The organism is Sulfurivirga sp., assembly GCF_015490265.1.
Classification (GTDB): domain Bacteria; phylum Pseudomonadota; class Gammaproteobacteria; order Thiomicrospirales; family Thiomicrospiraceae; genus Sulfurivirga.
This window is the reverse complement of the sequence record NZ_WFYD01000006.1, coordinates 16,169-27,337: the sequence shown is the minus strand read 5'-3', so window position 1 is coordinate 27,337 and position 11,169 is coordinate 16,169. Positions and strand designations below refer to the sequence as shown.

13 protein-coding genes are annotated in these 11,169 nt (G+C 62.0%); 6 read left to right on the top strand and 7 right to left on the bottom strand.

The features are described 5' to 3' along the window. The 3 genes from F8K16_RS00290 to F8K16_RS00280 form a co-directional block, all read right to left on the bottom strand. A partial coding sequence (locus tag F8K16_RS00290) for a superoxide dismutase (protein WP_294945342.1) occupies positions 1-424 on the bottom strand: 424 nt, incomplete at its 3' end. 73 nt (positions 425-497) lie between these two features. After that, the gene (locus F8K16_RS00285) at positions 498-788 is read right to left on the bottom strand and encodes a YcgL domain-containing protein (RefSeq protein WP_294945339.1); all 291 of its coding nucleotides are present in this window, start codon (positions 786-788) and stop codon (positions 498-500) included. A gap of 28 nt (positions 789-816) precedes the next feature. Further along, positions 817-1,575, bottom strand: a complete 759-nt coding sequence (locus F8K16_RS00280) for a DUF4395 domain-containing protein (RefSeq protein WP_294945335.1) — start codon at positions 1,573-1,575, stop codon at positions 817-819. 200 nt (positions 1,576-1,775) lie between these two features. Between F8K16_RS00280 and F8K16_RS00275 the strand changes: the two genes are divergently transcribed. The 6 genes from F8K16_RS00275 (at position 1,776) to F8K16_RS00250 (ending at position 7,685) form a co-directional block, all read left to right on the top strand. Beyond that, complete coding sequence (locus tag F8K16_RS00275; protein ID WP_294945333.1) at positions 1,776-2,486, top strand: rhodanese-like domain-containing protein; 711 nt, start codon at positions 1,776-1,778, stop codon at positions 2,484-2,486. Positions 2,487-2,533: 47 nt separating this feature from the next. Beyond that, positions 2,534-3,310, top strand: coding sequence for a LysM peptidoglycan-binding domain-containing protein (locus tag F8K16_RS00270; protein ID WP_294945331.1), 777 nt, complete (start codon positions 2,534-2,536; stop codon positions 3,308-3,310). Between the two features lie 86 nt (positions 3,311-3,396). After that, a complete protein-coding gene (locus F8K16_RS00265) occupies positions 3,397-4,377 on the top strand; it encodes an SDR family oxidoreductase (protein ID WP_294945328.1) in 981 nt (326 codons plus the stop codon). 70 nt (positions 4,378-4,447) lie between these two features. Then, positions 4,448-5,692 (top strand): multifunctional CCA addition/repair protein, encoded by a 1,245-nt coding sequence (locus tag F8K16_RS00260; protein WP_294945325.1) that lies wholly within the window; start codon positions 4,448-4,450, stop codon positions 5,690-5,692. Between the two features lie 91 nt (positions 5,693-5,783). Continuing rightward, on the top strand, positions 5,784-6,563 hold the full coding sequence (locus tag F8K16_RS00255; protein WP_294945322.1) for an elongation factor-1 alpha: 780 nt from the start codon (positions 5,784-5,786) through the stop codon (positions 6,561-6,563). A 60-nt stretch (positions 6,564-6,623) separates the two neighbouring features. Next, complete coding sequence (locus F8K16_RS00250; protein ID WP_294945320.1) at positions 6,624-7,685, top strand: Mrp/NBP35 family ATP-binding protein; 1,062 nt, start codon at positions 6,624-6,626, stop codon at positions 7,683-7,685. Positions 7,686-7,974: 289 nt separating this feature from the next. Here F8K16_RS00250 and hybE read toward each other — a convergent pair whose 3' ends face one another. The 4 genes from hybE to F8K16_RS00230 all read right to left on the bottom strand — a co-directional run bounded on the left by hybE (position 7,975) and on the right by F8K16_RS00230 (position 11,164). Beyond that, on the bottom strand, positions 7,975-8,568 hold the full coding sequence (hybE, locus tag F8K16_RS00245; protein WP_294945317.1) for a [NiFe]-hydrogenase assembly chaperone HybE: 594 nt from the start codon (positions 8,566-8,568) through the stop codon (positions 7,975-7,977). Positions 8,569-8,801: 233 nt separating this feature from the next. Continuing rightward, positions 8,802-9,344: a molecular chaperone gene (locus F8K16_RS00240; protein WP_294945315.1), complete on the bottom strand. Its 543-nt coding sequence runs from the start codon at positions 9,342-9,344 to the stop codon at positions 8,802-8,804. An 89-nt stretch (positions 9,345-9,433) separates the two neighbouring features. Continuing rightward, on the bottom strand, positions 9,434-10,390 hold the full coding sequence (gene nrfD / locus F8K16_RS00235) for an NrfD/PsrC family molybdoenzyme membrane anchor subunit (RefSeq protein WP_294945312.1): 957 nt from the start codon (positions 10,388-10,390) through the stop codon (positions 9,434-9,436). Positions 10,391-10,402: 12 nt separating this feature from the next. Next, positions 10,403-11,164: a 4Fe-4S dicluster domain-containing protein gene (locus F8K16_RS00230; RefSeq protein WP_294945309.1), complete on the bottom strand. Its 762-nt coding sequence runs from the start codon at positions 11,162-11,164 to the stop codon at positions 10,403-10,405. Between the last annotated feature and the right edge of the window lie 5 nt (positions 11,165-11,169).

Below are 11,169 nucleotides of genomic sequence, written 5' to 3'. Positions count from 1 at the left end.
TGGAGGTGACCACCAGCTTGCCGCTGTCATCCATCACCAGCCATGCCCAGCCGGAGCCGAAGCGGGTCAGGCCGGCCTGAATCAGCTGCTGCTTGAAGTCGTCGAAGCTGCCGAAAGTGCTGTCAATGGCCTCACGCAGCTCGCCGGCAGGCTCGCCGCCACCGTTCGGCCCCATGATTTCCCAGAAGAAGGTGTGGTTCCAGTGGCCGCCACCGTTGTTGCGCACCGCGGCCGGCAGTTTGGAGACATTGGCCAGCAGCTCTTCCAGATTCATGTCTTCCATCTCGGTGCCGGCGATGGCGTTGTTCAGGTTGTTGACGTAGGTGCCATGGTGCTTGGTATGGTGGATTTCCATGGTGCGCGCGTCGATGGAGCGCTCCAGCGCGTCGTAGTCGTAGGGCAGATCAGGCAGTGTAAAGGCCATGTCGATTCCTCCTTGTCTGTTAACGGGTTGTAGCCGGGGCTATTTTACCAATTCCGACCTAAACGGTCGGAAATCAGTCGGGTGCGCGGTCGAAGGCCAGATCCGGCATGCGGATGTCGGCCACCTTTTCCTTCTCCGCAGGGGGTGTCTGAATGTAGTAGCCCTTGCTTTCAAGGCTGGCGAGCACTTCCCGTGCGTCGGCGCGGGGCATCTTGCGCTCGGGCGTCAGCTCGAAGTCGATGACATGCTGCGGCTCGCCGAAAAAGACCAGCAGTTCGTCCGGCAGGTCGTCCAGCCCGCTGTCGGCGGGCACGAACAGATACAGCTCTTCGGTTTTGGGGCTGCGGTAGGCGGAAACTTGCATGGCGGCTCCTTTTTTGCCGCGCATTGTATCAGCCCTGCTGCTGCGCTTCCCGCTCTCGCTTGCGCCGGGCAATCTCTTCCCAGTCGATGTTGTTGCAGGCCTCGCAGGGCTCTTCCAGCACCTTGAGCCAGACCAGCAGTCTGTGAATCTGGCAGCCGACGCAGAAACCGAGCACGGTTTCCATCCACATGAAGCCGAGGCAGACCCATACCAGCGTGGTGGGAATCCAGTAGGGCAGATACTGTTCCGTAGTGGGCAGCAGCTTGTGACCGGTGAGGTCATTGACCCAGTGGGCGAATACCTCCGGATTGAAGAACACCAGACACACGGCGATGAAGAAGGCGCCCAGCGTCCAGGCGAAGCGTTTGGGAACCAGCGGCTTCCACACCTTGGGCTTGTTGGCGGCCAGCAGGCTGGCGATGAGAATGGTGGGAGAGAAACGCGACAGCCAGGGATGCATGCCGGCGATCATTTCGAACAGGCCGTAGAGCAGCACCCAGGTCTGCACCGTCCAGTCATAGGTGCGGCGAATGGCCTGCACCGAGTAGATGATGTTGCCGTCCCAGTCGGTGTCCAGCGTGTCCACGGCGGTGTTGCCGTCCACGATCCAGTGGCTGCCGTAGATGGCGTCCCACAGTGTGAAGGCCATGTAGATGGGAATGAACAGCAGAATGCCGGCACGGATGCGCACGGCAGTGTCGTTGATCCACAGCGGCCGCTCCTTCGGGTCGCGGAACCACAGGTTGCGTATGGCCTCCAGATAGGGTGTCAGGGGGTTCCCATTCATGTCCTTTCCCGCTTCAGACTCCGTGCTTTCTATCTTAAATGACCGCGATTTGCGCCCGCGTCACATGTGATTCATATTTTTTCATGCCGCAATAAAAAATGGTGATGACACAAACGGGCGGTCCTGCTTGAAGTAAGGAATGGAATCGATATGATGCCCTTAATGCTTTTGCATAAAGAAAATTTACTGAGGAGGTGGCGGTGAGTCTGGTGCAACGAATGGTCGTGGTGCTCGGGTTGCTGGGCCTGCTGCAGCCAGCACTGGCGGGTGATGAGCAACAGGGCGAACAACACCTGCGGCCGGATCAGGTCAGGGTGAAGATTACCCGCACCATTCCATGGGTGGATGTGGATCATTTCGGAGAGACCATCCGGGTCATGCGCATTCAGGATGAGGATCACAGGCTCACCGATGACTTTGCCCGCACCTCCCGTCCCTGTCCGCCGTTCTGCATTCATCCCATGGAGGCGGCGCCCGGGGTGAAGACGGTGGGCGAGCTGGAGCTGCTGGATTTCGTCACCCATGAGGTGAAGAAGGGCAGCGGCATTCTGATCGACGCGCGCATGCCCTCTTGGTATGAGACGGAGACCATCCCGGGTGCGATCAACATGCCCCATGTCATTTTTACGACACCCTCTCGGCAGCGTGAGCAAGTACTGAAACTGCTGGGAGGCGTCAGGAACAAGCAGGGCAAATGGACCTTCGGCGCCAATGTGCCGACGCTGCTGCTGTTCTGCAATGGGCCGTGGTGTGATCAGTCACCCCATGCAATACAGGAGCTGATCAAACTGGGCTATCCGGCAGGAAAATTGCTTTACTACCGAGGTGGGATGCAGATGTGGAAGCTGCTGGGGCTGACTACGGTGGTGCCCAGCCCCATCATGGTGGACGATGAGGAAGAGGAAGAGTAAGCTTGAAACCCTATGAAACCAACAGTGTGCGCAGGGGGCGTTGAGGCATGATTGTCATTCAGGACAGTAAAGTCAGTACGGTGGTGGTCTGGGTCAGTACCATCATCATCTTTCTGCTGCTGGGGCTGATCGCCCTGATGGCGGGCATCGTCTATAACAAGAAGTCCTCGCTGGAAGAGCAGCTGGCGATGGAAACACCGGCGCCGGCGGCCGCGATGCCAGCACCGGCCGGACAGGCACCGGCCCAGCAGCTGGCCAAAGCGGTCCCCGCACCGGCCGTGCCTGCACAGGGCAAGGCACCGGCCACCAAGACCATCTATGTGCTGATCAATGGCAAGCTGGTGCCGCTTGAGGTCGCTGCGGAGCAGGCGCAGATGGTCAACAGCGATCTTGAAGAGTTCAAGCGCTATCAGCAGAGCAAGAAGCAGCCCGTGCAGGTGGCGGCCAGTCTGAATGACGAGCAGGCAAGGCAGGCGGTGGCGAAACATGAAGCTGTCGATCCGACGATAGCGACCAACAACCGTGTGGTGCTGAGTCAGGACGACATGGAGCTTTCCGGCAAAGAGGGCCAGCTGCAGCAGATCGCCCAGATTGCCGTCTATCAGGCGCGCAAGAAGACCGAGGTGAAAAAGCTGTTGCAGGAGGCAGAACAGCAGGAAAAGAAGATGCGCCTCATCAAGGTGCGTCCCGGTGACTCTCTGTGGACCATCGCGGTGCGTGCTTATGGTAATGGCTTCAAGTACAAGAAGATTCTGGAGGCCAACCCCCAGATCAAGAATCCGGAGCGGCTGGCGGTAGGCATGATTCTACGCGTGCCGGAATGATCTGAAATTCATCTCTTCCATTGACCTCAACGGCCGGGTTCACTAATATCCGGCCGTTGTTCTATCTGCACTGCGAGGTTGACATCATGCGACTGGGCAAACGGATTGTAGTGGCCGGTGGCAGCGGCTTCGTGGGCCGTGCGCTACTGGAAGTGCTGGGTGAGGCGGGCTACGCCATGACGGTGCTGGTGCGGCGGCCTGAGCGCTGCCGTGAGCTGGCGCTCTATCCCAATGTGCGGCTGCGGGCCTGGCGGCCAGAGGATCGGGACGAGCTGACCGCCCTGATGCAGGGGCATGACATGCTGATCAACCTGCTGGTGGATCAGTCCGATACGCTGGAGGCGATCCCGCCGGAGCAGTTCGAAAAGGCGGGCAAGGCGCTTCAGCATGCCGCCAACCGTGCCGGCATCCGTCGAGTGCTGCACCTTTCCTATCTGGGAGCGGACAGCAGCGCCGGGGGTGGCTGGGCGCGCCAGCTGGGTGAGCTGGAGGCCGCGATGCACGGCGTGGCCGATGCCGCGGTGACCACGCTGCGCACCTCTCTGCTCATCGGAGAGGGGGATGACACCGCCAGCCGCTATCGGGATCAGCTGCGACACAGCCGCTTCCTGCCCGTGTTTGGCAGCAAGCTGCGCATGCAGCCGCTGTGGGTGGAAGATTTCGCCCGGGCGGCGGTGGGCGTGCTGCGCAACCGCGACAGTTTCGGGCAGAAGTGGTCCATCGTGGGCAAGGAGGTCCTGACACTGAAGGATCTGGCGCTGGAAGTGGCCGAGCTGCAGGGTGTGGACAAGCCGCTGATCATGGACGTATGCCCGGCCAATGCGCGGTTGATGCGTCTGCTGGGGCCGCTGGCACCACGCTCGATTCATCCGGCGCAATGGGTGACCCTGCAGGAAGACCGTGTGGATGAGATGGCGGATTTTGCCGACTGTTTCGGCTTTGAACCCGCCAGTGTCGAGGTGGCGCTGGCCGCTTTCGTCACACCCCACGACATCCGCCACCGCTACAACTTCTTCCGCAAGGAGGCGGGACGGCCGCTGGAGGAGCTGCCGCGGGAGCTGCTGTAATGCTGCGGCAGGGCGGCTGAGAAGATGACAGACGGCGTGCCTGGCACGCCGTTTCTGTTTTGGAGAGGGGATGATGGAGCCGAAAGTCTATCTGGTGGGCGGCGCGGTGCGCGATGCCCTGCTGGGCCTGCCGGTGCATGAGCGGGACTGGGTGGTGGTGGGTGCCACGCCCGAGTGGATGATGCGGCAGGGGTTCCGCCCGGTGGGGAAGGATTTCCCCGTGTTTCTGCATCCAGAAACGGGCGAGGAGTATGCGCTGGCGCGCACCGAGCGTAAGGCGGGCAGGGGCTACCACGGTTTTACCTTTCATGCAGCGCCGGAGGTGACGCTGGAAGAGGATCTGCGCCGGCGTGATCTGACCGTCAACGCCATGGCGCAGGAACCGGACACCGGTGAGATTGTCGACCCTTATGGGGGGCGGGCGGATCTGGACAGGCGGCTGCTGCGCCATGTGAGCGAGGCATTCGAAGAAGATCCGTTGCGGGTGCTGCGGGTGGCGCGTTTTGCCGCCAAACTGGCACCGCTGGGATTCCGCATCGCTGATGAAACACTTGAGCTGATGCAGCGCATGAGCGCTTCCGGTGAGCTGGAAGCGCTCACACCGGAGCGGGTGTGGAAAGAGATGGACAAGGCGCTGCGCACTGAGCGTCCGGAAGTGTTCTTTCAGGTGCTGCATCAGGTGGGCGCATTGAGCGTGCTGCTGCCGGAGGTGGCCGCCCTGCATGGCGTGCCCCAGCCGGCAAAGTGGCATCCGGAAGGTGATGCGCTGACCCATACCTGGCTGGTGCTGCAGGCGGCGGCCCGGCTGCGGGATGATGTGGCCGTGCGTTTTGCCGCGCTGGTGCACGATGTGGGCAAGGGCGTGACACCGAGGGCGCAGTGGCCCCGCCATCCCGGCCATGAGGCCGCCGGTGTGCCGCTGGTCGAGGCGATATGCGAGCGCTACCGCCTGCCGTCCGCCGTGGCCGAGCTGGCGGTGAAGGCGACCCGCTGGCACGGGGTGTTCCATAAGGGGCCGGAAGGCAGGCTGGCGCCCGAGGCGGTGCTGGAGATGCTCAAGGCGGTGGATCTGTTCCGCCGGCCCGAGCGTTTTGCGGACCTGCTGGATGTGGCCGAGGCGGACTACCGGGGGCGTACCGGTTTTGAGAACAGCCCTTATCCGCAACGCGCCTGCTGGCAGGCGCTGGCGGAGGATCTGGCGCGCCTTTCTCCCCGGCAGTTCGTGGAGCAGGGGTTGAAAGGTGCGGAGATTGGCCGGGCGCTGGATGCGGCGCGGCTTGATCTGATCGTTCGGCATTGTGGGTCGGCCGATTAGATTTCGTTATTTCCTGATAGAAAATTTTTTTGCTGGAGTGAGAGATGTCTGCCGGGACAGAATAGAAACAGCTCTTCACAAGGAGGTAACCATGTCCCAGCAGAGCGATAACCTGAAATGGCTCAACCTGACCCGTCTGGCACTGCCGGTCAAGGTGCTGTTCACCGGCTATTTGATGGCCATCGGCGTGGGGCTGATGATGGCCGGGCTGCAGATCATGCTCACCCACGGCATGGCGGACGGAAAGTTCGGTCTGTCGGTGGATGACATCGTCTACAGCTACTACGGCAATCGCACCGGCTCCAAGCTGGAGAGCAAGCTCAACGGCTCCATGAAGGACAAGGCGCCGCCGGCGGAACGGCTGGAGATCATCAAGTGGGCACGCAACGGGGCGGACAAACGGGAATGGGAGCAAAAGATCCGGCCCATCGTCATGAAACGCTGCGCCATGTGTCATGCCAACATTCCCAGCCTGCCCAATGTGACCAAATATGACGTCATCGCCAAGCTGGCGGAGGTGGATCATGGCGCTTCCATTTCCCAGCTGACCCGGGTGTCCCACATTCACCTGTTCGGCATCAGCTTCATTTTCATGTTCGTGGGTTTCATCTTCAGCTTTGCCGTCGGCTTCAGCCGGCTGTGGAAGATGATCCTCATCTTCACGCCCTTTGCTTTCCTCATCATCGACGTGGCGTCCTGGTGGCTGACCAAGTGGAACCCCCATTTTGCCTGGTTCACCATCATCGGTGGCTTTGCCTACACGGCGGCCTCTACAGTGATGATCCTCTCCAGCCTGTGGCAGATGTGGATCATGCCGTGGAAGGGGCAGTGTCGAGACTGCAACGCCTGGAAGGGTGACTGCGACAGATAGGCGCTTTTCAGGTGATGAGACAGGCGCCCCAAGCGGGCGCCTTTTTGTTGGAGGAACACCATGCTGGACAAGGTGCATGACCCTTATCTGGGTGACTCGCTGGCTGAACTGGGGGCCACTTTGGAAGACGGCACGCTGCGGGTGACCCTGCCCTATGCCGGTGCGGGTGTAGCACCGCAGCTGCTGGAAGCGGCGCGGGTGGCCGGACTGCCGGTGGAACGGGTGGAAGTGGACGTGGCGGTGGCTGCCGTGCCGCCTGCGGTGCCCCGCGACTCTGTTGAAGGGGTGAAGAACATCATTCTGGTCACCTCCGCCAAGGGCGGGGTGGGCAAGTCTACCGTGGCAGCCAATCTGGCGCTGGCGCTGCAGGCGGAAGGGGCGCGCGTCGGCATGCTTGACGCGGATCTTTACGGCCCCAGCCAGGCGAAGATGTTCGGTGTGGAGGCTCAGCGCCCCAGCGTCGAGGGCGTGCGCATGGGGCCCGTAGAAGGCCATGGTGTGCAGGTGGCCAGCATCGCCAATCATCTCAATCGGGAGGATGCGCCGCTGATCTGGCGCGGCGCCCAGCTGCACAGCGCCCTCAATACGCTGCTGCGCCAGACGGTGTGGCAGGATGTGGACTATCTGATCGTCGACACGCCGCCGGGCACGGGCGATGTGCATCTCACCCTCACCCAGCAGATTCCCATCGCCGGGGCGGTGGTGGTGTCTACACCGCAGGAGATCGCCCTGCTGGATGCCCGCAAGGGGCTGAAGATGTTCCGCCAGCTCAAGGTGCCGGTACTGGGCGTGGTGGAGAATATGAACATGTTCATCTGCCCCCACTGTGGTGGCGAGAGCCATATCTTCGGTCATGATGGGGCCCAGCTGATGTCTCTGAAGTATCTGGTCAACTTCCTCGGCAGCCTGCCGCTGGATGCGCGCATTCAGCAGCAGACGGACGAAGGGTGCCCCACCGTGGTGGCCGAGCCGGACGGGCGTATTACCGAACTGTTCCGCGAGATGGCGCGCAAGGTGGCCGCCGCCGCGCTGCTGGAAAACCGCGCCCACGAGCCGGTGGTGCCGCAGGATGCCGATGATCTCATCGCCGGGCAGGTGCAGGAAATCCGCTGGAACATCTGACAACGGGGCCTCCCCTGTTTTTACGGACCGCCTGATCGGGCATCACCCGCCGCACCGGCTTTTTCCCGTAAAAGGCTGAAAAATGCCCGGAAAGGGCTTCTGAAAGCCATTTTCCGGCGCACGGAATGGTCTGATTTGAATGGGCATGGGCAAAATTGGGGGAGACCCCGTTCAGGCGAGCTGTCGCGGGAGCGGGGCGTGACTGCTCGCGGCTTAGGAGCCTGCTTGTGATCCAATGCCGTCCGCCCTGCCACAAGGGCGGTCTTGCTGGCTGGCATGGGCGCGTTGTTCAGTCCGCCGATCCGGCCCGCCAGCGGCGCAGGAAGTCGCGGCGGGAGACCCTGTCCAGTTCACTGCGGGCGGCCCGTTCGGCGCGGGCGTCGGCTTCCGCCTGCATGCGCTCATACTGCTCGCGACGGAAGCGCAGCACCTCCGCCCAGGCGGCAAAGGCGGCCTCGTTGTCGGCATACTGGCCCATGGACTGCACCAGTGGTTGTACGAGATAGTGTCCCAAACGGGGGTGGTAGTTGAGAAAGGCCTGGAAGGGCTGTCCGCCCAGCTGAAAACGCATCGGTGGGCCGATGACCACATAGGGGGCCTCCCCCCGCGCTTCGGCCCGCCAGTCGTCAGGCAGTGGCAGATGGGGCGGCTCCAGCGGGCAGAACACCTGCGCCAGCATCCACGGGGTGAGCACGAAGGCCACCACCCAGTCGTCCACCCGTCTGAGGCCGCGAATTTCCACGTTCAGGTGCGCATTGAGCGCCATGCCGCCCAGCAGGTCGTCGCGGAAGCTGTCCCGCTCAATGGTGCGGAAGGCTTCTTCCAGCGCGGCATGGGCATCGTCGAGATCATGGGCCTGCAGGGTCTGCCAGTCTGATGTCATGTCGGTGTCCGGTGTCTTTTCGTGTTGACAGGTTTTCTGATGAATTTGGCGGGCGGATGTCTTGGTTGCTCAATGGTGTCGCCGACAGGGCGGCTGGGGTTGAAGCGGGTGCGGTGCAACCTCCTGTGATCGGACAGGGGCCGCGTTTTCCGCCACCAACATCAACAGTCACTGTTCGGGCTGCATATCGCTTGCGAGGACATCGGCCTGCCTTCGTTCGGCAAGCTGTGCTGTCACAGGCTGAAAAGCCTCTCCAGCCGTCGTGCCCAGTCGCGGTAAAGTGCCAGGTCGGTGTGGATGCGCACGGCCTTGGCAAATTTTGGCACCCAGGCGTGCAGGTGCTCAAGCAGTTCCATCAGCAGCTCTTCCCGGTCGGCGTGGTAGGTGAGGGCGTGGGCGAGGCACGCCAGTTCGCTGCCGAGAAAGTCCGCCGGCAGTTGCGCATCGGGCACAAAGCCGAAGGCTTCGTAAAGCCGTTTGAGCGCCATGGCGCTTTCGCCTACCATCTGACCCTCGCGCCAGACGGATTCGAAGGGGCTGCATTCGGTATGGGGGCGGCCGGTGATGAACAGGCGGGTATGCTCCGCCTGCCAGTCAGACAGTGGTATCTGGCGCAGCTGTGCCACCGCCTCATCGCTCAGCCACAGCAGCTGCGGGGCGATCTCTTCGATCAGCGGCAGTGACTCCTCCGTAGGTTCGCCCAGCAGGGTGGCAAGCAGGCGAAGCTCCTGAACCGACCGGGTCTCATGGGTTAAGGCGGTTTCTGATGGATTCACGCTGTCGGGTCTCCGTCATTGAAGTGTTTTGAGTGGATAGTATGAACGAAAACGCCCCGTGCAGACGGGGCGTGGGTGACTGGCGCGGGTCAGTGGGTGGCGAAAAATTGGGTATAGGGCAGTTCATACACCCCTGCCAGCAGGATGAAGTGGCGCAGCAGATAGCCGCCCAGCAGCACCAGTGTAGCGGAGGAGAGCACCACGGCAGCACCTTCCGGCACCCATTTTTTCAGCGCGGCCAGATTGAGCAAGAAGGGGGCAATCAGTCCCAGACCGATGAAGCCATATACCCACCACGGGCTGTTCCACAGGATGTCGAAGGAGACGCGGGCGTTCTCGTGGGCGTTGTAGGCCAGATAGATCATCAGCGCCAGCACCACCAGCAGCTCGATGCCGATCATCCAGGTGTCCCATTTTTCGAAAGCGTGGCGCAGGGCATGGTCATTGTCGCGCACGAACACATACTGCAGGATCAGCAGTGCGGCCAGTGCGGTGGAGATGGCCGAGACGGTGAACAGCACCGGAATGCCGGTGTTGTGCCACAGATCCACCGCCGGATAGCTCATCATCAGCATGCCGGTGTAGAAGGCGGTGAACACGGACATGAAGATGGTGCCCCACGCCAGCGGACCGGCGAATTTCTGGCCGAACCAGTGGGCGAAACGCCACAAGCGGCACCAGCCGAGCCAGCGGGGTGTCTCCATGTGGCCGATGGCATAGACCACGCCCCAGATCATGCCCAGCACGATCGACCAGGTGCCCCAGGCGATCCAGGCGTCCGGTTTGTAGAAGATGCCGAGAAACACATGCCACACGGCCAGATGGTCGAGCAGGTGGTAGAAGAGCATCAGCGAACCTGCCGCCAGCATGGCGAAGCCGGTGAAGTTGGCCCACACCATCAGGCGGGTGTTGTCCTGCCCGAAGGCACGGTAGCGGTGCACCCAGGTGCCGATGGCCATCACCATCGCACCCATGCCGCCAAGAAAGAGGTAGACGGCGATCAGCCAGTTCCACTGTTCCTGTCCGAAGTAGTACATGTTTGGCATGGTCGTTCTCCCTTATCCGAGGGCCGCAAAGGGGCTGTCGCTGACAAATGGTGAGGCGTCGGCCTGCTCATCTTCACGGGCGTGCACGCCTTCGGGGCCGACCGGCTCAAGACCGCCCTCCGGCCCCATGCCGTCGAATTCGTGCCGCTCGAAGTGGATGGTCTGGTGTTTGACCGGAATGTAGTAGACATTGGGTTTGGTGCCCAGATGGGGCATGAGCGGCTGGGCCTGACCGGATTTGATCAGCTGGGTGACCGGATCGTCCGGGTTGTCCAGATCGGCGAACATGCGCGCGTTGCCCACGCAGGTCTCCACGCATGCCGGCAGGCGGCCGTTCTCCACCCGGTCGCGGCAGAAGTTGCACTTGTCCACCCCGGGGCGGGTTTTCTTGAGGGTTTCTTCACCGAACCATACCTTCTTGGCGGTGTTGTCTTCGTAGTCGATGGCGTAGCGTTCGTCGTAGGGGCACGCCAGCGTGCAGGCCTGACAGCCCATGCAGATGTCGTCGTCCACATCCACGATGCCGTTGTCCAGCTTGTAGGTGGCACCGGTGGGGCAGACGGCCACGCAGGGCGGGTTGTCGCAGTGGTTGCACAGGCGCGGGAAGAAGATGCGCAGGGTGTCGCCGTCGTGCTCGCCGGTGGTCAGGTCGTGCACCTTGGTGCGCCATTTGTTGTCCCAGAAGGGGGTCTGGTTCTCGATGGCGCAGGCGGCCATGCAGGCGTTGCAGCCGGTGCAGGTGTTCAGGTCGATGACCATTGCATAGTGTGCCATGATGC

Bases quoted from the DNA above. Each gene is read 5' to 3' on its own strand.
- F8K16_RS00260 (WP_294945325.1), top strand. From the start codon at position 4,448: ATGATGGAGCCGAAAGTCTATCTGGTGGGCGGCGCGGTGCGCGATGCC.
- F8K16_RS00230 (WP_294945309.1), bottom strand. From the start codon at position 11,164: ATGGCACACTATGCAATGGTCATCGACCTGAACACCTGCACCGGCTGC.
- F8K16_RS00285 (WP_294945339.1), bottom strand. From the start codon at position 788: ATGCAAGTTTCCGCCTACCGCAGCCCCAAAACCGAAGAGCTGTATCTG.
- F8K16_RS00250 (WP_294945320.1), top strand. From the start codon at position 6,624: ATGCTGGACAAGGTGCATGACCCTTATCTGGGTGACTCGCTGGCTGAA.
- F8K16_RS00255 (WP_294945322.1), top strand. From the start codon at position 5,784: ATGTCCCAGCAGAGCGATAACCTGAAATGGCTCAACCTGACCCGTCTG.
- F8K16_RS00265 (WP_294945328.1), top strand. From the start codon at position 3,397: ATGCGACTGGGCAAACGGATTGTAGTGGCCGGTGGCAGCGGCTTCGTG.
- hybE (WP_294945317.1), bottom strand. From the start codon at position 8,568: ATGACATCAGACTGGCAGACCCTGCAGGCCCATGATCTCGACGATGCC.
- F8K16_RS00280 (WP_294945335.1), bottom strand. From the start codon at position 1,575: ATGAATGGGAACCCCCTGACACCCTATCTGGAGGCCATACGCAACCTG.
- nrfD (WP_294945312.1), bottom strand. From the start codon at position 10,390: ATGCCAAACATGTACTACTTCGGACAGGAACAGTGGAACTGGCTGATC.
- F8K16_RS00270 (WP_294945331.1), top strand. From the start codon at position 2,534: ATGATTGTCATTCAGGACAGTAAAGTCAGTACGGTGGTGGTCTGGGTC.